General features: G+C 33.1%; 18 protein-coding genes and 1 pseudogene. 11 read left to right on the top strand and 8 right to left on the bottom strand.

Going from position 1 to position 23,529, the window contains the following annotated elements:
- Positions 1–661: 661 nt before the first annotated feature.
- A pseudogene (locus tag IQI_RS21025) lies at positions 662–967 on the top strand (bifunctional 2',3'-cyclic-nucleotide 2'-phosphodiesterase/3'-nucleotidase); the annotation flags it as partial.
- 619 nt (positions 968–1,586) lie between these two features.
- Here IQI_RS21025 and IQI_RS06765 read toward each other — a convergent pair.
- The 5 genes from IQI_RS06765 to IQI_RS06745 all read right to left on the bottom strand — a co-directional run bounded on the left by IQI_RS06765 (position 1,587) and on the right by IQI_RS06745 (position 8,620).
- Complete coding sequence (locus IQI_RS06765; protein WP_064091890.1) at positions 1,587–2,345, bottom strand: hypothetical protein; 759 nt, start codon at positions 2,343–2,345, stop codon at positions 1,587–1,589.
- A 425-nt stretch (positions 2,346–2,770) separates the two neighbouring features.
- Positions 2,771–3,886, bottom strand: coding sequence for an acyltransferase (locus IQI_RS06760; protein ID WP_064091889.1), 1,116 nt, complete (start codon positions 3,884–3,886; stop codon positions 2,771–2,773).
- 192 nt (positions 3,887–4,078) lie between these two features.
- Positions 4,079–5,479: a S41 family peptidase gene (locus IQI_RS06755; protein WP_156509857.1), complete on the bottom strand. Its 1,401-nt coding sequence runs from the start codon at positions 5,477–5,479 to the stop codon at positions 4,079–4,081.
- A 130-nt stretch (positions 5,480–5,609) separates the two neighbouring features.
- Positions 5,610–7,190 carry a hypothetical protein gene (locus IQI_RS06750; RefSeq protein WP_064091887.1) on the bottom strand — a complete coding sequence of 527 codons (1,581 nt, stop codon included), beginning with the start codon at positions 7,188–7,190 and terminating at the stop codon, positions 5,610–5,612.
- 8 nt (positions 7,191–7,198) lie between these two features.
- Positions 7,199–8,620 carry an MBOAT family O-acyltransferase gene (locus IQI_RS06745; RefSeq protein WP_064091886.1) on the bottom strand — a complete coding sequence of 474 codons (1,422 nt, stop codon included), beginning with the start codon at positions 8,618–8,620 and terminating at the stop codon, positions 7,199–7,201.
- 307 nt (positions 8,621–8,927) lie between these two features.
- Here IQI_RS06745 and IQI_RS06740 point away from each other — a divergent pair, with 307 nt between their 5' ends.
- Together IQI_RS06740 and IQI_RS06735 are read left to right on the top strand one after the other, a co-directional pair.
- A complete protein-coding gene (locus tag IQI_RS06740) occupies positions 8,928–9,884 on the top strand; it encodes an anthrax toxin lethal factor-related metalloendopeptidase (RefSeq protein WP_231893394.1) in 957 nt (318 codons plus the stop codon).
- A gap of 186 nt (positions 9,885–10,070) precedes the next feature.
- On the top strand, positions 10,071–10,466 hold the full coding sequence (locus tag IQI_RS06735) for a hypothetical protein (RefSeq protein ID WP_064091885.1): 396 nt from the start codon (positions 10,071–10,073) through the stop codon (positions 10,464–10,466).
- Positions 10,467–10,677: 211 nt separating this feature from the next.
- Here IQI_RS06735 and IQI_RS06730 read toward each other — a convergent pair whose 3' ends face one another.
- Positions 10,678–11,088 (bottom strand): hypothetical protein, encoded by a 411-nt coding sequence (locus tag IQI_RS06730; protein ID WP_064091884.1) that lies wholly within the window; start codon positions 11,086–11,088, stop codon positions 10,678–10,680.
- A gap of 466 nt (positions 11,089–11,554) precedes the next feature.
- Between IQI_RS06730 and IQI_RS06725 the strand changes: the two genes are divergently transcribed.
- Positions 11,555–12,229, top strand: coding sequence for a C40 family peptidase (locus IQI_RS06725; protein ID WP_064091883.1), 675 nt, complete (start codon positions 11,555–11,557; stop codon positions 12,227–12,229).
- A 45-nt stretch (positions 12,230–12,274) separates the two neighbouring features.
- Here IQI_RS06725 and IQI_RS06720 read toward each other — a convergent pair whose 3' ends face one another.
- On the bottom strand, positions 12,275–13,171 hold the full coding sequence (locus tag IQI_RS06720) for an accessory Sec system S-layer assembly protein (RefSeq protein WP_064091882.1): 897 nt from the start codon (positions 13,169–13,171) through the stop codon (positions 12,275–12,277).
- Positions 13,155–15,560 carry an accessory Sec system translocase SecA2 gene (secA2, locus tag IQI_RS06715; RefSeq protein ID WP_064091881.1) on the bottom strand — a complete coding sequence of 802 codons (2,406 nt, stop codon included), beginning with the start codon at positions 15,558–15,560 and terminating at the stop codon, positions 13,155–13,157. Before secA2 ends, IQI_RS06720 begins: the two co-directional genes overlap by 17 nt.
- A gap of 249 nt (positions 15,561–15,809) precedes the next feature.
- Between secA2 and IQI_RS06710 the strand changes: the two genes are divergently transcribed.
- The 7 genes from IQI_RS06710 (at position 15,810) to IQI_RS06680 (ending at position 23,529) form a co-directional block, all read left to right on the top strand.
- Entirely contained in the window at positions 15,810–16,883 is a 1,074-nt protein-coding gene (locus IQI_RS06710) for a glycosyltransferase family 4 protein (RefSeq protein ID WP_064091880.1), read from the top strand.
- A 193-nt stretch (positions 16,884–17,076) separates the two neighbouring features.
- Positions 17,077–18,189 carry a DegT/DnrJ/EryC1/StrS family aminotransferase gene (locus IQI_RS06705; protein WP_064091879.1) on the top strand — a complete coding sequence of 371 codons (1,113 nt, stop codon included), beginning with the start codon at positions 17,077–17,079 and terminating at the stop codon, positions 18,187–18,189.
- Between the two features lie 69 nt (positions 18,190–18,258).
- Positions 18,259–19,002, top strand: a complete 744-nt coding sequence (locus tag IQI_RS06700; protein ID WP_064091878.1) for a hypothetical protein — start codon at positions 18,259–18,261, stop codon at positions 19,000–19,002.
- Positions 18,995–20,008 carry a Gfo/Idh/MocA family protein gene (locus tag IQI_RS06695; protein WP_064091877.1) on the top strand — a complete coding sequence of 338 codons (1,014 nt, stop codon included), beginning with the start codon at positions 18,995–18,997 and terminating at the stop codon, positions 20,006–20,008. The genes IQI_RS06700 and IQI_RS06695 overlap by 8 nt, the downstream gene beginning before the upstream one ends.
- A gap of 19 nt (positions 20,009–20,027) precedes the next feature.
- The gene (locus IQI_RS06690) at positions 20,028–21,341 is read left to right on the top strand and encodes a nucleotide sugar dehydrogenase (RefSeq protein WP_064091876.1); all 1,314 of its coding nucleotides are present in this window, start codon (positions 20,028–20,030) and stop codon (positions 21,339–21,341) included.
- Between the two features lie 26 nt (positions 21,342–21,367).
- A complete protein-coding gene (locus IQI_RS06685) occupies positions 21,368–22,099 on the top strand; it encodes an acyltransferase (protein WP_064091875.1) in 732 nt (243 codons plus the stop codon).
- Positions 22,100–22,101: 2 nt separating this feature from the next.
- Entirely contained in the window at positions 22,102–23,529 is a 1,428-nt protein-coding gene (locus tag IQI_RS06680; protein ID WP_064091874.1) for a lipopolysaccharide biosynthesis protein, read from the top strand.

Here is a 23,529-nt window from a genome sequence, read left to right as displayed (position 1 = left end):
AATTGGAAAAGAATCACTTGATGACTTGTTGTCATTCAGTGGTTCTTTTTTTTATGCAATTAAATAGTATAAAATTCTTCAACTAATAGAAAAGAATGTTGTAGATACTCTATTTAAGTAAAGGAAAATAGAGTACATTTTACTACTTTATACCTAAAAAAATTAAAAAATAAACCGATATTAGGTAAGTATGTAAAAAAATTAAAAAAATGGAGGAATTATTACATTGAAAAAAACAATCATGGTTTTATTAGTTTTTATGCTCTTACCAATTAGTAACACTTTGGCATTTGATGGTGGAGAAGAGATGAAAGGAAATGAAGTCCATAACAAAAATTTAGAAGTGATCTCTGGATACACTGTAAATGTTTATGGAAAGAATGCAGGTACACTTGTATTTGAAATTACGAAAAAAGAAGATAGTGAGTGGAATGGTACCGACAAGGTCACTCCTTATATTAGATATCTGAACAACTATTCTTTTAAAAGCGAGGCTGACAGAGTTGAGCAATCAGAAGAAAAGGTTACGGTTTATGAATATGTTGCAAATCCAAGCACCGCCAGATATTTATTCTTGAACGCTCAGGAAGGTGAATTTGGGTATGATCCTTTTGAATACAAAGCCTTTTATGTTGAAGGGGAAGATCTAACCAAACAAACAACACCTACAACAACACCTACACTAAAAACTCAAAAGGTTTATTGGGATGGAGCTGAATTAAAAAAAGGTCAGATAGGTAGAATTACAGTTCAAACTCCAATTAATCTGTGGAAGCGCAATGCAGACAATAGCCTAGAGTTCAGTAGAATTTTATGGCCAGGAGAAAGGTATCGAGTTTACTGTTACGATAACTTATATTTTGGTCAATATGGCCTAGGAGGAGGTTATTACATTACAAAAATGAATGGATACATTAAATATGAAACGCCGAGTAAGTCTAAACTGGATTTATTGTACAATCGCTAAAATAAACTGTTAACACTGCATCATCAACTACAATAGTTGAGGGAGTAGGTACTGACAGTAAAGTGACATTCATTAAACACACCTTTTGTACACATAACGGCAACTGATTCTTTAGAAGTTACTTTAAACGGATCAAAATTTACAGGTGATATTTGATCATGCTTAACTAGCGGGGATTACTAAATGGACCAACTTAGATAAAAGTCGAGAAATATACTTTGGATTTCATGGAATGACATGATATATAAACTCTTCTATTTTTTAAGCAGGTAAAAGTGTGATATTGTATGATGACTCCTATGTAGATGTTGAATCATCTCCAAACCCAAACTTTTCTGGGGTTAATGAAGTTCGAGAAATTGAAAGTATGTAGCTTTTTAGTTAATGAAAACGACGATCCATTTAATGCCTGGCAAAGAGAATGGAATAAAGCATTTGGTTTAAACTAAATTTAATAAAAAAGGAAAGAGAGTGAGAACAGTACTGTTCTCACTCTCTTTCCTTTTTTATTAAAATCGCTTGAGACCAACCACTTCCATCCCTGAAAACGAGGACATTATCTCAAACAATTATAGCAGTTCATAACCAAAAGCAAAAAAGGATAAGAGTATAGCTTTCCTTATTTCATTTTCTCTAAAGTAATAATAGCTTCATGAGGATCTTCTTGGAATAATATTGTGAGTTTTGTATAGATAGATCCATAAAGTAATTTATTAGTAGAAGTATCAGAAAGGCTATATTCATTTCTTTCTTCATAGATGGACGCGAGTTTTTCTGCGGTCCAGGAAGGTTCGTATGGCCAATGAATTTGTATTTTAGAAAGTTTTTGTTCACCTTTATTTTGATAATAAATGTATAAAGGTGTTTCTAATATTTTTACGTTACCATTCATTTTGATTGGATATCCGGTTAATTCAGAGATTGTTTCAATAGAATAATGAAGAGGGTAAGAGTTTGCTAATTTCCCATCATCAGGAATAAGTGAAAATGTTGGGTCAGTTATTAGGTCAACAATGACTAAATCTTTTAACTGTCTTTTTTTTACCGACGAAGGTGTTTCATAAAAGATACCCTGTGTATCTTTTATATAGAAACCAGCTCCTACACCATAGTAATAAACACCATCAATTTTTTTGTAATTATAGACCCTATATATTGATTCTTTTTTTCTTTGGTTTTTTGTTTTTGAAATATCTTCAAAGTAAAAATAGAGATCCGAAGCCTCTAATAGCGTTACTCGACCAATTTGACCTTCAACTAAAGTTGAGGCGTCCCACTTTACTGCAAGTCTATGAGTGTGATTATATGCTGAAGCGTTACCTATAAAAATTCCAAATAGTAGAAGATATATAAGGGTTCCACCAAGAATTTTTTTCATTATTTTCCTCCCAAAAAGTATTTGTAATAATACCGTAACACAAAACCCACAAAATACCATTTTTCAAGAGATAAAAATCAAAAATAATCATAATTACCCACATTTTCGATAAAAAATAAATTTTTGTAAGAAACGAAATAATGTTACAAATTTGATCTGACACATGTCTCTTTACAAGTGAGTGTATGTTCTTTTTTATCTAAAATTTTAAGAGGGTATTAACTCCTAAGAATTTTCGTGTTCTCACCTATGAATTTAAGGAATAATAAATATTCCCGTTTGCTGGGTGATACTAAAGTTTTGTAATTGGGAACTTACCAATTGATTTGTTAAAAAGGGCATATTAGAGGAAACCAATGTAATATCCACTAGGAAGAACCCCTAGTATAATTAACTAGGGGTTGAAAATAATAATTATGCCGTTACTAAGACTTTTGAAAAGTAGAGTTCACATCAAAAGGAATATTTCCTACCATTTTCTTTTGATTAGTAATTTTGACTTTAGGAATAGTCAGAACATAGTGATTCCAAGGTACCGCTTGAATTACCTTTATCATCCCAATCGAACCTAATAAGATGATAACAAAGACGATTGGAAAGGCTGCTGTATGCCAAACGAGTTTAGGAGCAAATGCCTGAAAGCAATACAATACGAACGGATGGACAAGGTATATGGCCATGGATAACGTACCGATTTGAGTCAGAAAACGACTGATCCACTTGTTTTGATTTATACGGTCCCCAATGCCAATAATAAATATAGTAATTAAAGGAATATTAATGATATTACTTGAACGATTTGAATCAATCGAACCCATAACTTTGTATTCCCAAACAGCAGCAAGGACAACCAATAGTACAGCTATACCTGAATATAAAGAGTATTTTTTAGCTGCATCTAATAAGGGATCCCAGAAATAGGCTAAAAATCCACCAAATATGAAGAAAAAGATCCAATTAGGTAAGAATGCCCTCTGACTAAGGATAACTCCAATGATACCTTCATATTGACCAGGCTGAAATGAATGCAAGAAATAAACATTTATAATAATTGATATGATCAGTAAAAACGTCCAACTCTTTTTAGATCGAAAAAGCTGTAATACAAGGAATAATAAATAAAATTGAAATACAATCGACATAAAATATAAATGATAAAAAGAATTACCAAAAGCAAAATTAACAAGAAATAATCTTTTTCCCGTTTCGAGGGGATTAGAGTCTTGAACAAAATACATAAATACTAAATAAAAGACACTCCAAAATAAAAAAGGAAGGCCTATTTTTGTAAACCTGCTAGAAATAAATCTATTAAGATTAAAACCTTTCATTTTTGTTTGATAACACAGAAGAAAAGCACTAATTAAAGCAAACATAGGAGTACCAAAACGGCTGATTTGATTTACAAATAAAGTAAATTCATTGTATTGTTCTCCATGTTCATAATAGAACGAACCAGAAACATGGACAAGAAGAACAAGTAAACAGGCAATAGCCCTTAGAAAATGGATTTCCGTGATATGTCCACGTGTCTTACTCATGATTGTCACATCCTTAAAGAAGTAAAGTAACTCAATTAAATTACCTCTTATATAGTATATGAATATCTATCGAAAATCCTTTTTGTAAATGTAGTTTAATCAAACCGTAGTTTGGCATTAATATAATATCCAATAGATAGAAATATTGTTAGAATCACTCAATATTTCAAGTTTTTCTTAATCTATATATATTTATTCAATATCTACCGGATTGATAGTTTCGTTGTTGGAAACTTGAATATCTAAAATAGTTCCTACTGTAGAAGCTTTTCCGTCACTTGAATGCCATCCAGGATGAAGGATAAGTACATATCTTTCGTTTGGAATTAATTCCTCCATAGGCTGGACAAACAGATTCTGATTGTTCCCATAAAGAATGACGGATACGTTTTTTCCACCTAATGTTTCCAACGTAACCATAGAATGCTGAAAGGAAGTCACATCCACCAATTGACTAAATGAAACAGAAAACAGTGAGGTGGTTGAAATGGATGTTAATGAAGCTATTCTCTTGTAAGATGGGTACCTGGCATGAATCAAGTCATGGTGTGCATCTTTTAAGGGTAGAAGTGTTTGGATATTTGGTGCTATTCCTTTTTTATGGATTTCTTCTCCAGTTGGTGTATAAAACTGATACGTGCTCAATTTAAGAGAACCAGAGTTAGAAAGAGGAATGATTGATTGCATCAATCCTTTTCCATATGTTTGACCTCCGTAAATTTGTACATTTTTCGTATTCTTTACAGCTGCTGTGACAATTTCTGATGCACTGGCACTAAATGAATTTGTTAATAAAGCCACTCGGTTTTTAAATTTGCTATTTTGATAAAGTGGATGAATCATGTCTCTACCATATTGATTTTCAACAATAATTGCATCTTCAACATTTGGAAACATTCCAATCATCTTTAGAGCAGCAGAGACATATCCTCCAGGATTGTTTCGAAGATCAATAATCCAGTCGTCAGTATCGGGAAATTGGTTAATCCAATAGTCTAGCTCACTAACCATGCTTTGACTAAAGCTGCTTATAGATAAATATCCCACATTTTCTCCTAACTTTTTAAAGGTTACAGTGGGAAGGGTAATATACTCTCTCATACATAAAAAGCGCTTTGTTTGATCAAGCCTTTTTATCGTTAACGATATCTCAGTATTAACCTCTCCTTTTAACCTATGTAATACTTCTTCTGTACTTAATTCTACGATAGATACCCCGTCTACTTGCAAAATTTGATCCCCTTCCTCAATACCTACAAGGTCAGCAGGAGATGAAGGGTAAACATGCTCTATAATATATTTGTTATGTTCATGAGAAAGGGCAATTCCTATCCCAATATATTTATTATTGATCGAATTTTGAAAAGATGAGTTGGTCTCAGGTGAAAAGTATGTTGAATAAGGATCTAGATTGGAAAGAATCTCTTCTAATGAAGACAAATTAAGAATATGGTCATCAACTGTTTTATAATAATGATTTTTTATGTTTTCACGTACCTCTTCTAAAATATCATTCGATTGAGCATTAGAGGGAATTGAAAAAGAAAACACAAATAAAAAAACAATAAAACAAATATGGGTAATCCTTGTCATAATAAATCCTTTCTCAGTAAATAGTTTTATAATAGTAGTAACGGAATATTTAACAAAAAGTTTATAGTAAAAGATTAATTTTGAAAATAAAAAATGACGCTTTCCGATAAGACTAGAAAACGTCAAAATGTCATTCTTCAAATACTTCTACTTTTTCAATTTGAACCCATTCAGACTCATTATCTGCTGTCCACTTAATCCCGAATAAAACAGAAGAAGGATGGTCACGAATTACTTTGCTTACCTTGAATGCACGTGTTTGATTAGGACTGATAATTGTATTGTAATTTACCCCTTCCCACGTATCGTTAGCCTGATCCTGAATGAAAAGCTGGACATCCCCAGGATTTTTCACCAATCCCTTTAAAGAAATAATCACAGATAATCTTTTCTCACTCTTTGTTTCTATAGATTCATCAAGTTGATAACCAAGTTGAATAAGGGGTGATGATTTAACATTCGTTGGTTGAATGAGTAAAGAAGAATCTTTATTAATAAATTGAAAATCACCTTTAAGTCCGACTATTTGAAAAGGATGTGTTTGATCTAATATTGAACTAGATTTTAATGGTCCCTGGAACCTAGCAGTGTTCCATTCAAAGATTTTAGTGCCTTTTATCGGTTCTAAGTAAGAGAATATTGAATTCTCATATTCCTTTAAGTCTCGCTTAGTTGATTTTATCGATTCATCAATATTCTTCTTGGTAATATCGACCCCAAAATTCTCGTTAGTTTGATTAGATTTATTCCAAATATGATCAATGATATCAGAGCCGATCTCTGGTTTGAAATGATGAGAATCAACAAAATTGCTAAGATTTGTTGTTACCTTATTTACCGTCATAAAGTGATGTACTTCACCGAAAACATCTACAATATCTGTTAACCAATTTGTGTACCCTTGCCAATATTCTTTTTGTTGCAGTTCAACGGCCATTCTCGGATACGTAATAGGTGTAGTATAGACGATAAACTCTGTATGAGGGTTTTTCTCCTTTAATCGAATGAGCATATCTTTAATATTTGAATCATATTTATAGCGTTCAGGCATTTGATAATGTTCATAGATATTTGTTTCAATACGTCTATTCACAAGATCAATTGGTGCACTAAAAGGTTTGGCAATATTTGTCCTTGAATAATAGCGATGGTCAATAAACGTTGGCTTATTAATTCTAGATGATTGGAAATCCACTATGCTTTTTTTAAGAGTATCAATGGAGGCTAATGATTTAAGACGGTATAGATAGCTGTTTGTATTCTCAATATAATAGGATGGCTTTTTTTCTGGAGCAGGTCGAAATGTATTGCTTGCAAAAAAATCCAATCCTAAAAAAATATAGTCAAATTCTTTTCCTGTTTGAGATTTAGCATATTCTACATACCCTTCATATTCCTCGACTTGCATAGAACTAACAGCAAAATTGTAGACATTGATACCCTTAAAATCATGTTCGTTTAAATAGGTTGAGCGGCTACTACCCAATAATAAAGCATCGGTCTGTTTTTTGCTTTCAGAGAAAGTCCATTTATTCACTTTTTGCTGTCGCTCGTTAAATCCTTGTTGTATATCATTCCATTGATTTTTATGACCGAATAACCAAAGAGGGTCAATATAATAATTAAATGAAATGATAGGTAGAACAATACTGATTACAAATAGAACGAAAGCGATTATTACTTTTTTTAACCAATTCAGATAAGGGTTCATATAATCACCTAAAAATTAAAGTATAGAAATTCACTAACTTTTGTCATGTTCAAAATAGAAAGGATAAATAGAATTACGGTGAAAAACGCAAGATTCCAATCTAATTTCATAGATTCCATCTTTTCAATAGAATTCTTTGTACATAATACAATCACAAGTCCACCTAATAGAAATAAAGATAATTTCAATAGTGAGCTACTAGATAACTCAATGATATTTAGAGAATACAAATAGTCCCAATTAACAATGCGTGGTAATTCTTGAATAGAAATCATACTCTTTAAAATGCTAAGTGCATCATTTACATCGTCGGCTCTGAAGAAAACCCAGGCAGCATTGACAAATTGAAAGGTAACAAACCAAGCGAACCAATGTGGAAGGGGTTTGCCAAGACTCTTCCAGTATCTGCTGGTAATTGAGGCGATTCCGTGTAGAATTCCCCAAATGATAAAGGTCCAACCAGCACCATGCCATAATCCACTTAAAAAGAATACAATGAAAATATTTAAATAGGTTCTAAATAAACCTAACTTGTTTCCTCCTAATGGAATATATAAATATTGGGTTAAAAACCGACTTAATGTAATATGCCAACGTCTCCAAAAATCTTGAATATCTCTTGCTTTATATGGAGATAAAAAGTTTGCAGGTAGTTTAATATTCAATAAAAGAGCTACCCCTATAGCCATGTCAGTATACCCACTAAAATCAAAATATAATTGTAAAGTATAAGATAAGGAAGATATCCAAGACTCAATAAATGTTAACTGCGAGGGGTGTGAGAAACCTGTTGTCGCCCAAACACTAAATGTATCAGCTAACACTACTTTTTTGAACAAACCGATTGAGAAAATATATAAACCTTTGCTTATGTTTTCATAGTTAATACCTACAGAATTCTGGAATTGAGGCATCATTTCCTTGTGATGGACGATTGGGCCAGCAATTAACTGAGGAAAAAACAAAACAAACAGTGCATAGTCCCTAAATGTATAGTCTTTAGTTTCTCCTCTGTAAGAATCTACGATATAAGCAATTTGTTGAAAAGTAAAAAAACTTATAGCCAATGGTAAAGCAAGATGAAGAAAAGGAATATTAAATGAAAATAGTTTGTTAACGGTTTCGATGAAAAAATCATAATATTTGAAATAACCTAATAAAGAAAGGTTAAAAAAAATGCCAAAGATCAAAATACCTTTTCTCTTGGAAACGGACTTACTAAACATTTTGCCTATAAAATAATTAGTAAAAATAGATACGATGATTAATAGCAAATAATTCTCATTCCAAAATCCATAGAAAAATAAAGAGGTAAAGATTAGCCACCATTTTGAAAAGCTTTTGCTATTACCAATTTTATTTATTAAAAAATAAAGAATCAGAGTAACCGGCAAAAAACCGAAAAGGAATTCATAGGAATTGAATATCAATGTGAAGTACTCCTGTCAATCTTTTAATTTGTCACTAAAGCATATTATACGTGTATTAGAGTTTTTTCGACAAGTTCATCTTGAATTAAATTTTCAGTGAAGGCAAACTTCTCATGCTTTCGACATCTTCTTTATGCTATTTTTAAAGAAACGAAGTCCTTTCATAGAATCTCTCATTTTCCAATTCACTATCCCGCACTATTTCTTCTTAATTATTATTCATTTAATAGTAAAATCTCTTCGAAGAGTTTGTAAATCACAGTATAATAAAAAATAATATTCACTTTATAGAAAGGGGCGTTTCTTAATGTATCGTAATGGAATTATTCATAAAGTTATGATAATTATTTTTGTCTTTTCTATTATTTATTCTCCAAGAATAGCAGACGCAAAAGTATATTGGGATGGGATGGAGCTTAAAGTTGGACAAATAGGAAAACTAACCATTACTAAGCCCATAAACTTATGGAAAAAGGAAAGTAATCGCCTAGTCTTTTCAAGAATATTATATCCTGGTGAAACGTATCGTGTGTATGCATACAATCCAGTTAACTTACAATTCTCTGTTGGTGGTTCATATGTAGTTACGAATATGAAAGGATATATTATGTATAACACTCCATCAAAGTGGAAAATTGAGAAAGTTAAAAAAGATTTTTATTTCAATCAAGATTTAGAAGAAAAAGAAAAATTAGTTGATCAAATTATTATCAATCTATCTACTCAAGATGAAAATGCAGAAAGAATAAAACAGGTTAAAGAGATATTATACAAATTGCCTTTATACCTTTTAAAGGAATTAGATAAGAACACTGTTCATATAAAATTAATTTCTACAAACATTACAGACCTTAATGAATTTTCACATTTAAAAGGAAAAGTACCAAGAGGGTGGGAAGAAACAGGAAAGACGTGGGATGATGTGCCTGGTATTGGTGGGGGGAAGGTTATCGCCTTAAATATCTCAAAGTTATCTATCGGAACTGGCCATGGGTCAATCAATTTAATTCTACATGAAGCAGGTCATACAATTGATAAAGTCATCCTTAATCGTCTATCTTTCTCTAATGAGTTTGAATCGGTGTGGAAAGAGGAAGCGAAGAATATTTTTCCATATACAGGATATTACCAAAATTATAGCGAAGAATATTTTGCAGAGTGTTTTGCGTTTTTCTACAACAGTGAATCTACAAGAAATATTTTAAAGACAAAAGCTCCTAAGTCTTACATTTTAATTTCAAAAATAGATAGAGGAGGAATGTAGTGGCTAATTATACAAATTAATGGTATAATTGGTTAATTATTCCGAATTTTCCCTATTGTTTTTCTTGCTTTTTTATGTAAAATGGTAAATATAATATAATAAGTGTGAAATTGTCTTTCAAATTTGAATATGCTACTCTATTAAAGAATTAATTTTTAAGTTGTTTGGCGGAGGGAGTTTTTAGAAATGAGCAACAATTCAGAACAGAATATAAATAATAGTAGCCCTCCTAAAATTATTGGCGGTTACAAAAAACAAGGATGGGCTACAAAACTATTAGATCGTATCAGTAATGATCCTATTGAAATAGATGAAAATGAAATTATTTCTGCAAAAGCAATCTTAATGGCCAACAATAATACATTTTACCCTTCTATTATTACGATAGATCGTAAAAACAGAGGGAAAGTAAATGGCATCTATTTAGTTTCTGAAAACCAAGAACATTTTGAATTAATACCATACGAGATGGCGGTTGAACATATTAAAGTAAAAAAAGATGAATTAGAACCATTTCAATATAGAACTCTTGACAAAATTGAGAACGATGAATATCAGAAAAACTGGCCAGAATTTTCGTAAAAAAAACCCTAGGACAAAAATGTAACGGGTTCTGTTTTGAAGTACAAAATTTGAATAAACAGTGCTATTCACATAGTAATTCGCATTAGAATTAGCATCCAATTGGGTAGGTAAATTAGCATAAAAAGGCTTGGCGACCGATATGGTTCCAAGTCCTTTTACTTATATTATGGCAACATAAAATGCCCTTAAGACAGTTGTTAGTTTTGAATTAGATACTATAAAACCAATGTTTATTACTTATAAATATATTACTTAAGTGTTGGTATATCTTCTCTTCATTCTCCAAAATCCAATTATCAATCTGTTCCATTATGGTTTCATTACTGCATTTATTTATCCCCATCATATACATAGTAAGAATTTCATTTTCTTCTTTTGCTCTAAGTCTACTTATAAGTGTTGTGGCTGAAGTATCATTTAATATTTCATAATATGTCCAAACTCCCGACCTATCGGAATGTGCTTGCCAATTAATTATCTCTCTTAATTCAACATACCAATCAGGTAAGGAGCTTTGTTCTTTTAATTCAGTATATGCTATAGTAAACAATTCGACCATTGAATGATAATCATTTATGTTATTAAAGAAATTATCAATATATGTTTTACTAAATTTCATAGTTAAATTCCCCCCAACTTTTACTCAACAGTTAAACATCATCTCCAGTTATTACAGTAAGCTTCTTTTATTTTAACATATAAAACCAATAGCCCCCCTCTGAATTTTTAACACCCCAATTAGAATTATCATATCAATTCGCACGACGACAATAACTTTTGTCACCCTGTTAAAAGATGTACGATTTCGGGTGCGAATTTGTCATCTTTTTATATAAAAACCCTAATAAATCAACAAAAAAGAGAAGTCCAATTCAGTTGCGAATTGGACTTCTAATTGGTGTGCTAATTTAGTTTTTGTACTCGAAAACCGAACCCGTTAACAAAAATGTCTTAGTTTTTTTTTTTTTTTTTTTTTTTTGTAATCCAATTGTCATATTATGTTGAAATTTTAACATAAATGAAATGTTTTGAAAGTTTAATCTATATTAAGATTGTATTAACAAAACATTGCTAGGAGATTTCGAATGAAAAAACTACTAAAGCTCTCTGTTGTTGTTCTCTTGTCTATGGTCGTGATGTTGTCAGGTCAGTCTGGTGTTGAAGCTTCTACAAGTGGAACTCAAATTGTGAATTTTGCTAAGAAATTCACAGGTGTACCTTATAAATGGGGAGGTACCACTCCTTCTGGATTTGATTGCTCAGGATTCTTAACCTATGTCTTTTCAAACCACGGAATTTCTTTACCTAGAACAAGTGCTGATCAATTCTATCAAGGGGAAAAGATTAGCGATAGTGAACTTCAAGCTGGAGATTTAGTGTTTTTCACTACATACAAGGCTGGTCCGTCACACTCGGGGATATATGTAGGTGATAACGAGTTTATTCATGCCTCCGATAGTGGCGTAGTAGTATCCAATCTCAATAATACATATTATAAAACTAGGTATCTGGGGGCTAGGAGCTTTATAGATCATGAAGAAGAGTATAATGCAGCTCCACCTAGTTACAGTTACGTAGTCATAAATAAACCTATTAACCTATGGAAGAGAAATAGTGATAATTCACTAGAATTCTCACGCATCCTGTATCCAGGTTCTAAATACCGAGTTTATGGTTATGATTCACTTTACGGTGGTCAATACAGTGTTGGCGGCGGTTACTATATTACTAATATGCCTACCCATATCTCACTATATTAAAACATTAAAAAAAGAGAGTAGAGGAATTCCTCTACTCTCTTTTTTTTAATGTTGGATGATTTGTACTTTCCAAGAACTGAAATCTGGATTTTTCTTTAGTACTAATTCATCAGGGAAAACAAAGCTCCAAGGCTTACTTGTATTTGGGTTAACTTTAAAATCGTTTAATTTAAATCCACCTTTACAAACTAAATCACCTTTAGCATCCACCAATTGAATAGGTAACTGTTCAATATTTACAATTGTATTACTTCCGTTTCTTAACAATAAAGTAATGGATAAGTTTTTTTGAGCATCAAACTCAGCAGAGATTCCAAAAAGATTTAATTCTCCTTGAGATAGTTGAGGCAACTGCTTAACAATAGTTTGCAGATGTTCTTTTTGGATAGTACTAATGGTGTTTTCCCATGATTTATCTAATTCTAAAGAGTGCTCTTCTTGTACAGATGATTTATTCTTTAATTCAAATGCAATGGTCCAATTCTCCGTAGAGGGAATATCTTGTAGCCGGTCCTCTTTAGCAAAAAGGAACCTCCATGGCATACAACTATTTGCCTGCAAATCATTTAAAGAAGTTAGGTCAAATCTTTTTTTTGCGAAAGCTTGGCCGTTCTCATTTAATAATAGTAAATCTACTTCCTCGAATTTGATTGGTTTATCAAGTGTGTTACGAATAAAAGCAACTGTAACAAAACCTTCATTATAATCATATATTTTCATGCCGCTAATAGATATTTGATTCTTCTTTAAAGGTGTTAATTGTGCGTGTTTGAATTTATAAACGTATTTCTCCTGTTCCGACATTTCCCAATCAGAATGGAATATCAATGAGGTTTTAACTGTTGAGTTTTCTTCTTCCAAAGATGAATTTGTTGGAACTTCACTGCTTGTGATATTTGAATCATTGTTTTTACGTGTTTTTCTTTTAAATATGTTCATCATATTCACTCTCCTCTCGTTGAATATCTTCGTTTGATATATTGATAGATTTAATAAATTCTATAAAACTAGTGCTTATTTGCATTTGAATTTCTACCATTAGATTTTCAAATTCATTAAGTGCTTCTTGCTCAAACATTCGATACGGATCTTCTTGGGCATATCCTCTTAGTAGAATACCATCTTTAATAAGTGTTATGATTTCTAAGTGGTTAATCCAGTTCCTGTCAATGGATTGGAGCATGTATTGTCTTAGTTTTATAGCTAGTTCTTCAGAAGCTTGAAAATTTGATATCCGTTCGATTGATTCTACTATGTAGGGATCAATCATTTTCTGCAATTCGGATTTGTCTATTTCTTCCAGTTTACTAACAGACGGTAAGTCTAGTAGTAAAGTAGATAATTCAGTGTGTAAATTGCGTGATTTTTCAGTTGATATATAGTTTTCTTCTACCAAGTAGTGGTTTAGTTTTGTTTGAACAGATTTCTTAAGGTATTCAGTAAATTCTTGAATTACATTCTCGAGTGCTAAATTAAGTAGTCTATTCCTTAATTCATAAATAACTTCACCTTGTTGATTAATAACAGTATCTAGCTTTAAAATATGCCTTCTAGAGGATTCGTGGTTAGATTCAACCGTTTCTTGGACACTTTTAACAAACTTATGAGGATTTGGTGTAAGCACTAGCCCTTCTGAGTTCGTTTTAACCCTTTTTAGGAATTTTTCCATTTCTTCTTCATCATAATTGACAAATAGGTCATCCTCTAAAGAGATAATGAATTTTGAAGAACCAGGATCTCCTTGTCTTCCTGAACGTCCTCTAAGTTGCATATCAATTCTAAAGCTTTCATGTCGTTGGGTACCTATGATATACAATCCGCCAAGTTCTTTTACGCCTTCTCCTAACATAATGTCAGTACCGCGGCCAGCCATATTCGTAGCGATTGTTATTCCGTTCCTTTGTCCAGCAGTGGCAATCATTTTTGCCTCATCTTCAACCGTTTTTGCGTTTAATACGCGATGTTTTATTCCGTTTTTTCTTAATTCTTCAGAAAGTTTTTCAGATTGTTCAATAGAAGTTGTACCAATTAATATTGGTCGTTGTGTAGAATGTATCTCTTTCACTTCTTGGATGATTTTTTTGTGTTTGTCAGCTTCCGCTGCATAAACAATATCATCAAAATCATCTCGGATTAAAGGACGATTAGTTGGAATGGTGAGTACACTCATTTGATAAGTTTCGAAGAACTCTTTTTTTGCAGGAGTTGCACTACCTGTCATACCACAAAGGATGTTGTACATTCTAAAATAATTTTGAATCGTAATACTTGCCTGGCTTACGTTTTCTTCTGTAATTAATATATTTTCTTTCGCTTCGATGGCTTGATGGAGTCCGTCGCTAAATGTACGTCCATCCATAATTCTTCCTGTGAATTGATCAACTAGTTTAATCTCACCATCACGAATGATGTAATCCACATCTTTCTTCATGATAACTTTTGCTTTTAATGATTGCATCACATGATGGAGTAATTCCTGGTGTTCTGAATCATACAAGTTTTCAATACCAAAAGCTTCCTCAATTTTATAAGATCCTTCATCGGACAAGTATAGTTGTTTTGTCTCCGAAATGTATTCATAATCTACATCAGATTGAAAGACACTTACCAACGAGGAAGTTATTTGGAATAGTTCTGCTCCAAAGTTGGACTTATTGGCTATAATGAGTGGGGTTCTTGCTTCATCAATTAATACACTGTCAATTTCGTCGATAATGGCATAATGAAACGGTCTTTGAATTTTGTGTTCCTTTTCATACACCATGTTATCCCTTAAGTAATCAAAACCAAATTCACTACCTGTTCCATAGGTAACATCAGCTAGGTAGGATTGTTTTTTAGTTTCTTCATCTAGGCTAGATATATTTAACCCGACTGACAATCCCAGAAATTCATAAACCTTTCCCATTTGTTCGAAATCTCGAGATGCCAAATACTCATTGGCAGTAACAACGTGAACACCTTTTTCCTCCAGGGCACGCAGGTAACTTGGTAGGGTAGCTACTAAAGTTTTTCCTTCCCCGGTTTGCATTTCAGCTATATTTCCTTCTAATAATACTAATCCACCTATTAATTGTACGTCGTAATGCCTCATTCCGAGAACTCTTTTTGAAGCTTCACGAACAACTGCAAAAGCTTCTGCCTTAAGTTCATTCAATGGAGTCCCAGTTAAAAGTACTTCTTTAAAATAAGAAGTTTTGCATTTAAGTTCTTCATCCGATAAGACAGAAATTTCCTTCTCCAGTTGGTTTATTTTGTTGACCACTTGTATATATGGTTTTAGTTCTTTTGATTGTTGGGTAAATAGATTACGAAGACTCTTCACTACCATATTAATTTCTCCTCTTTTTAAAAGCTTTAAAAATTTCATTTCATGAGGAATTATAACATAATAAACAAATTCTTGGACTATTGGTAATTATTTACTCCCCTCTGTATATAGCTAAACAACGTTTTAGTATGTAGAAGGAGTTTAAAAAATATACGTGGAAACGAAAAAAATCTTGCCAAACCAAATAGATGTGATACGATATACAGGGCATGGAAATATTAATAATAAACCTATTAAAGGTGATGATGTATGAATTTGCAGATAATATTAGCTTTTATTATTTCATTAGTCACGACGCTGATTGTTACGCCATTTGTCATTAGATTCGCAAAGAAAATTGGTGCAACTGATAAACCGAATGGAAGAAAAGTTCATAGTAAGATCATGCCTCGCTTAGGTGGATTGGCTATATTCATTGGAGTAGTTGCAGGTTTCTTTACTGCAGGATTACATGAAGAAAAGGTAACAGCAATTTCAATAGGTGCTATAGTCATTGTTCTTATTGGAATTTTAGATGATAAATTTGAATTAAGTGCAAAGATAAAACTTTTAGGTCAGTTAGTGGCTGCGGGAATTATTGTGGCTTCAGGGTTAACAATCGATTTTATCTCAATTCCCTATGTAGGAGAGTTACATTTAGGTTATTGGGAATATCCTGTAACAATATTCTGGATAGTAGCCATTACAAATGCAATTAATTTGATTGATGGACTTGATGGGCTGTCTGCTGGGATATCAGGTATTGGCATAGCAACTATCGCTTTCATTGCTGGTATGGCAGGGAAAGAATTAATTTTCACTCTCGCTCTCATATTGCTCGGAAGCATCATTGGGTTCCTCTTTTATAACTTTCACCCAGCGAAAATATTCATGGGGGATACAGGATCGTTATTTTTAGGTTACTCTATCTCGATTCTGTCATTACTGGGCTTATATAAAAGTGTGACGCTCTTTAGTTTTTTAATACCGATTATTATATTAGGTGTGCCGGTATTCGATACAACATTTGCTATTGTCAGACGAATAGTGAATAAAAAACCAATATCAGAGCCGGATAAATCCCATTTGCATCACCGTTTGTTGTTTTTAGGATTAACTCACCGTAATACAGTTTTAGCGATTTACGGATTTGGTATCCTCTTTAGTGTAGCAGCATTATTGCTTTCAGAATCAACTTTATGGGGTAGTGTGTTTATCATTTTTGGATTGCTTATTATCACAGAATTGATTGCGGAACTGATCGGAATTGTACATGTAAAGTACAAACCGATTTTATCAATATATAGAAAAATTACTGGTCATAAGTCTTATGGTCGTCATTAACTTTTGTTTATGAAGCTATTTGTGTCATAATATGACACAAATAGCTTTTTTTATGAATAATTCTATCAAATTCAATGTAACTTATTTATAATGAATTTGTCATAAAAAAAAACGTCGAAATTTAGATGTTTGTGATAAACTATACATGTATTTCGACACATTTATTTTTTGGAAAATTTGGAGGGTATTTATTATGAAAGTACCAATGCTAGATTTAAGTGAACAATATCAAGATTTAAAGCCTCGAGTTTTAGAGGTCCTAGATGAAGTGATGAGCTCATCTCGATTTATATTAGGTGACAATGTTAAAAAGTTAGAAGAAGATGTTGCTAAATATAGTAGCGTTGATTATGGGATAGGTTGTGGAAACGGAAGTGACGCAATTCATATTGCATTACAAGCTCTAGAAGTTGGACCTGGAGATGAAGTAATCACGACACCATTTACATTTTTTGCAACAGGTGGGGCTATTGCACGTGCTGGTGCTAAACCGGTATTTGTCGATATTGATCCTATAACATTTAATATTGATCCAAATAAAATAGAAGAAGCGATTACAGAAAAAACAAAAGCGATTATCCCTGTACATTTATATGGGCAAATGGCTGATATGGAAGAAATCTCTAAGATTGCCAACAAACATAATTTAGGTGTGGTAGAAGATGCTGCACAAGCTATCGGAGCAAAACAAAATGGGAAGTCAGTGGGTGAATTAGGTTCTGCTGCTACATATAGCTTTTTCCCTACGAAAAACCTTGGAGCCTATGGCGATGGAGGAATGATCGTAACCAATCATGAAGATCTTGCTGAGAAATGTCGAGTGATTCGTGTACATGGTAGTAAGCCTAAATATTACCACCACGTATTGGGTTATAATAGCCGGTTAGATGAACTTCAAGCTGCTGTATTAAACGTTAAATTTCCTCACCTTGATAAATGGAGTGAATTAAGACGTGAGAAAGCAGATAACTATTCAAGGATGTTAAATGAGCAGTTGGAAGGATTCGTTCAAACACCTGTTGAGAAAGACGGAAACTATCATGTTTTCCATCAATACACGATTAGAGTGGAAAGAAGAGACGAGTTGCAACAGTATTTAAAAGAACAAGGAGTTGCGAGTATGATTTACTACCCACTGCCACTTCATGTTCAACCCGTATTTGCAGAACTTGGTTATAAAAAAGGAGATTTCCCAATTTCAGATCAAGCTGCAGAAGAAGCATTATCTCTACCAATGTTCCCAGAACTTAAAATTGAACAACAAGAATATGTTGTATCCAAAATCGTTGAGTTTTTTAAGAAATAGAAACAGGGAGAAAACGTTCCCTTTACGGGGGCGTTTTCTTTACTGACTTCTGAAAGTTGGTGACTTCAATTGTCGAAAAATGATGAAAAATTTGTTTTATATGAGTACCTTATGTTTTTTTGGAAGAAAAAGCATTTTTTTATCATAATACCTCTGATAACAGCCATTCTTTGTGCTGGGATTGTTTATTTAATCAAACATGATTCTAATATTCAAGTAGAAAAGACTGTTTTTATTGGTTCTGTTAATAAAGAAGAGCTAAAAGACAAAAAACATATTGAATTTGATTATAAGAAACATAATGATTCATTAGAAGTCAATGTACCTAGAAATGATTATGTTCAATTTGTTTTAACAGGTAAAGATAAGGATAAATTAATAAAAGATTTAGACTTAATAACCAGTAAATATTATGAAGCTTTGAATATCAATGTTCAAAATAGATTTGACGCTACTAATGTATATCTTGATAAGCTTGAAAAACAGTCAGAAGGTTTGAATAAGCTTTTAAAAGAATATAAACAGGATTTATTGAGCTTTGAAGGTACATCCCTAGAATATGAGGCATTGGCTCAATTAATTAACGAACAAGAAAATACCTATAACGAAGCAATTGAAATAGAACATCGAAAGAGAGGAGACCTTGAATTCTTTGAAATGCCCAAAGAGTTCGGTGTGGAAATCCAAAAACCTAAAACATATTGGAAAGAAAGCTCAATAGTCGGTGCTCTTATTGGATTCGTGTTAACAATAGGACTTCTTATTCTGATGAAGTACATTGAAAACGCTAGGAGGAATTACAAACATGATTAACTTTGCCATTATTGGTATGGGACATATTGCTAAAAAGCATATTGAAGCTATTCAAAGTGCAGAAGGAGCTAACCTAACAGCAATATGTGATACAAACGAAGACCGACTCAAAGAAGCTCCAGAGAACGTAAAAACATATACGGATCTGGAAGAAATGTTAATTGAAAATGAAGATATTCATGTCGTAAATATTTGTGTCCCTTCAGGGTTACACGCTAAATTAACCAAAATTGTGGCAGAGAAAAAAAGACATATTATTGTAGAAAAACCTATGTCATTAAAGTTGGAAGACTCTGTTGAAATGAATAAGGTAGCAAAAGAAAATGGTGTTAAGCTTGCAGTAGTTCACCCTAATCGTTTTAGACCAGCGATTCAAAAGTTGAAAGAGCAAGTTGCTAATGAAAAATTTGGTGTAATGAGTCACGCCAATGCCACTGTGAGATGGAATCGAAACCAAGCATACTATGATCAAGCTCCTTGGAGAGGTACAAAGGAATTTGATGGTGGTGTTTTAATGAATCAAGCGATTCATAATTTAGACTTGATGCTTTGGTTAATGGGTCCAGTCGAATCTGTTCAGGCTATGGTAGCCACTCGATTAAGAAAAATCGAAACGGAAGATGTAGCTGGAGCAATAGTGAAGTTTAAAAGTGGTGCATTAGGGATTATCGAAGCAGCTACAACCATTTACCCTAAGAATCTAGAAGAATCTTTATCCGTATTTGGAGAAAAAGGCTCAGCTAAAATTAGTGGAAGAACAGCCAATTTGATTGAGACATGGGATATTGAAGGCATCAACGAAGAAGAAGTGCGTTCAACGAAGGAAGAAATCCAAAACGATCCTTTTGGTAAGCCTGGTCACCAATGGATTATTGAAGATATGGTAAAGGCAATTCAAGAAAATCGTGAACCTATTGTAACAGGTGAAGATGGTATGGCTCCTGTACAGTTAATATTATCTATTTTAGAATCCGCGGAAACAGGGAAAGAAGTATTTATTAAGTAGAATTAAAGGAGATGTTTGTGTGAGTGCATATGAAACATTATTAAATAAAATTAAATCAAAAGATGCTGTAATTGGAGTAGTAGGGTTAGGGTATGTAGGATTACCATTAGCTGTTGAAAAAGCAAAAGCAGGATACAAAGTCATCGGTTTTGATGTACAAGCTTCAAGAGTAGAGCAAGTAAATAGTGGCATCAATTATATTGGTGATGTAGTAAACGAAGATCTCGCTGAAATGGTTAAAAGTGGACATATCGAAGCGACTACTGATTACGCAAGAATTAAAGATGTTGATGCTGTAGCTATATGCGTGCCTACACCTTTAGATATTCACCAGCAACCAGATACTTCTTATGTTGAAAGCTCATCAAAAGAAATCGCTAAACATGCTAATGAAGGCATTTTAGTGGTTCTTGAATCAACTACTTATCCAGGAACGACTGAAGAAATTGTAAAGGTAGCTTTAGAGGATAGAGGCTTTGTTACGGGAGAAACGGTCTTCGTAGCTTATTCCCCTGAAAGGGTAGACCCAGGTAATAAACAATTCAAAACAAAAAACACACCAAAAGTTGTAGGTGGGATAACAGAAAACTGTACGGAAGTAGCAGCAACTTTATATCGTAATGTTCTTGAAGGCGATGTATTTGAAGTGTCAAGTCCAGCAATTGCTGAGATGGAAAAAATCTTTGAAAATACATTCCGTCATATTAATATTGCATTAGCAAATGAAATGGCTATTCTTTGTGAAAAAATGGGGATTGACGTGTGGGAAGTTATTGATGCTGCGAAGACGAAACCGTATGGTTTTATGGCATTCTACCCAGGACCAGGTCTTGGCGGACATTGTATACCTATCGATCCATTCTATTTAACATGGAAAGCAAGAGAGTACAATTACCATACTCGTTTAATTGAACTTTCAGGTGAAATCAACAATAGTATGCCTGAATACGTAATTAACCGTGTTATGTCAATTTTGAATGAAGACGGTAAAGCTCTACGTGGAGCTAAGGTTACCGTATTAGGCGTAGCCTATAAAAAAGATATTGAGGATGTTCGCGAATCCCCTGTATTAAAGATTATTGAGCTTCTAGAACAACAAGGTGCAGATTACACTGTAGTTGACCCATATGTAAAATCCTTTAGATCATCAGGTAATACGATTGAACCAGTGGAATTAACGAAAGAAGTTCTAAGCCAATCTGACCTAGTTCTATTAACAACGGATCACAGTAATTTTGACTACAATCTAATTGCTGAAGAAAGCCCTGTTATCTTTGACACAAGAAATGCAATGAAAGACATCAAGAAAGTAAATAAATACGTTAAACTTTAATGATAAAAAGCAAAGGTGGAGAGAACATGAATTTTATTGATGAGTCTGTTCAGGTAGATGAATCAGTTTCGGTTGGTCATTTTTCAGTCATTGAGAAAAATGTTCATATCGGAAAAAATGTTCAAATTGGGAATCGTGTGTCCATTCAAGAAGGCACAGTAATTGGCGATAATGTAACAATAGATGACGGTGCTGTTCTTGGGAAAGGGCCAAAGCCCGGAAAAACAAGTACTGTTAAGCTGCAAAAAGACATTCCTGCTTTGGTAATTGGAGAAGGTTGTACGATTGGAGCTAATTGTGTTATCTACCGAGGTGCTAACATTGGTGGGAATACACTGATTGCTGATTTAGCAACTGTAAGAGAAAACGTTGAAATAGGCGAGTTTGTTATCGTTGGAAGAGGCGTTACAGTTGAAAATCATGTAAAGATTGGGACTAGATCAAAAATCCAATCTAACTCGTATATCACAGCGTACACCACTTTAGAGGATTATGTATTTATTGCTCCTTGTGTTACGACAACAAATGACAACTATATGGGACGTACAGAAGAGCGATTTGAAAAAATTAAAGGTGCACACATTAAAAAAGGTGCTAGAGTTGGAGGAGCTTCAATTATTCTTCCAGGAGTCACTATTGCAGAAGAAACATTTGTAGCCGCTGGTGCCCTTGTTACAAAAGATACAGAAGAAAAAACCGTAGTAAAAGGACTTCCAGCTAAATACCTTCGTATGGTAGATAGTCGGGAGCTACTATAACCTTGTTATCCCAATTAAAGCGTTTAGGAGCGGATTCGCTCCTTTACGCTTTTATGAATGTTGGCACCAAATTAATCGCATTTTTAATGCTTCCTATTTATACAGGTTACCTAACTGTTGCAGAGTATGGAGTATTAGATATTATGGATCGAATTACGTCCATGCTAATTTTTTTAGTGATTTTTGGGACTGACTCGGCTCTCTCTTATTATTATTTTGATACAAAAAATGAACATAAAAAATTAGAGTACGTTAGAACGGTCATGTACTTTAGATTATTTATCGTTTTTATATTATTTATGGTAGCTGTTGTATTTGGCGAGTGGTTAGCGATTGAATTTTTTGATAATGCTTCTTATCAGTCCCTATTTTATTGGGCGGCTGGGGTTTTATTTTTTGATACGATGGTCGTAGTCATGTTAATGGTTTTTAGATTTGACTTTAAAACCATACGAGTTGTTATTTTTACCGTGCTAAAAATGCTTCTTATTGCGGTCATCTCATACGTAATCATTCGTTTTTTCAATCGTACCCCTGAAGGTGTACTAATGGGGAGAATGGTTAGTAACGCCTTTGTCTTTTTTATGCTTCTGTTTTTTGGTTGGAAGTATTTTAAGCCATCTTTTAATATGATGACGGTTAAAGAAATTTTGAAATATGCTACTCCACTTGTGCCTGCTTCTTTAGCATTTTGGATTATTGCTAACTCTAATGCTTTCTTTATTAAGTATTATGGAACCTTAGAGGACGTTGGAATATACGGTGCCGCTACAAAATTTGCTACAATAATCACCTTGCTTACCAGTGGAGTGCAAATGGCATGGAGACCTTATTCTATGTCCATTAAAGATAAAGAGGACAGTCCTCTACTATTTTCAAAAGTATACTACTTGATATTATTAGTAGGCATTTTTGGTGTAATGGCGATAGCAACTGTAATGCCATGGCTTATCAAAATACTAGATCCGAAGTATACAGAAGCCTATAAATACGTAGCATTAGTTTCAGCTGCAACTTTTTTAAATTTCTATTATTTAATTATCTCAGTAGGGTTATTTATTCAAAAGAAAACAGGAATAATTTCTTATACATTTGGTATAGTAGGGATTGTGAACATCATACTAAATGTAACTCTAATCCCTCCTTTTGGTGTATGGGGTGCCGTAGCAGCATATTTGATTAGTTATTTATCTGCTATTACGTTTATTTTTAAAAAGAGTCAAAAACTATATTATGTTCCTGTTTCTTATGGGAAAATGTCTATATTATTTCTATCTATGATCATCAGTGTAGTAGGAATCATATATATTCAAGAATCCTCAATTCATAATTTGTGGATTGCAGGAGGATGGATATTCCTAATTATTATGATACTAATTAGTAGAGTGGATAAAGATATAAGAAAAAAATCGATCAAAGAATCTGCGTAG

The organism is Rossellomorea aquimaris TF-12 (assembly GCF_001648555.1).
In the GTDB taxonomy this organism is placed as follows: Bacteria; Bacillota; Bacilli; order Bacillales; family Bacillaceae_B; genus Rossellomorea; species Rossellomorea aquimaris.
Note: the sequence above shows the minus strand (reverse complement) of the source record. Positions and strands in the feature narration are given on the sequence as shown.

Excerpts from the sequence above, each read along its gene's own strand:
- IQI_RS06685 (WP_064091875.1), top strand. The coding sequence starts at position 21,368 with ATGAATTTTATTGATGAGTCTGTTCAGGTAGATGAATCAGTTTCGGTT.
- IQI_RS06695 (WP_064091877.1), top strand. The coding sequence starts at position 18,995 with ATGATTAACTTTGCCATTATTGGTATGGGACATATTGCTAAAAAGCAT.
- IQI_RS06710 (WP_064091880.1), top strand. The coding sequence starts at position 15,810 with ATGAATTTGCAGATAATATTAGCTTTTATTATTTCATTAGTCACGACG.
- IQI_RS06720 (WP_064091882.1), bottom strand. The coding sequence starts at position 13,171 with ATGATGAACATATTTAAAAGAAAAACACGTAAAAACAATGATTCAAAT.
- IQI_RS06760 (WP_064091889.1), bottom strand. The coding sequence starts at position 3,886 with ATGAGTAAGACACGTGGACATATCACGGAAATCCATTTTCTAAGGGCT.
- IQI_RS06765 (WP_064091890.1), bottom strand. The coding sequence starts at position 2,345 with ATGAAAAAAATTCTTGGTGGAACCCTTATATATCTTCTACTATTTGGA.
- IQI_RS06755 (WP_156509857.1), bottom strand. The coding sequence starts at position 5,479 with ATGACAAGGATTACCCATATTTGTTTTATTGTTTTTTTATTTGTGTTT.
- IQI_RS06730 (WP_064091884.1), bottom strand. The coding sequence starts at position 11,088 with ATGAAATTTAGTAAAACATATATTGATAATTTCTTTAATAACATAAAT.
- IQI_RS06740 (WP_231893394.1), top strand. The coding sequence starts at position 8,928 with ATGTATCGTAATGGAATTATTCATAAAGTTATGATAATTATTTTTGTC.
- IQI_RS06725 (WP_064091883.1), top strand. The coding sequence starts at position 11,555 with ATGAAAAAACTACTAAAGCTCTCTGTTGTTGTTCTCTTGTCTATGGTC.
- IQI_RS06750 (WP_064091887.1), bottom strand. The coding sequence starts at position 7,190 with ATGAACCCTTATCTGAATTGGTTAAAAAAAGTAATAATCGCTTTCGTT.
- secA2 (WP_064091881.1), bottom strand. The coding sequence starts at position 15,560 with ATGGTAGTGAAGAGTCTTCGTAATCTATTTACCCAACAATCAAAAGAA.
- IQI_RS06705 (WP_064091879.1), top strand. The coding sequence starts at position 17,077 with ATGAAAGTACCAATGCTAGATTTAAGTGAACAATATCAAGATTTAAAG.
- IQI_RS06735 (WP_064091885.1), top strand. The coding sequence starts at position 10,071 with ATGAGCAACAATTCAGAACAGAATATAAATAATAGTAGCCCTCCTAAA.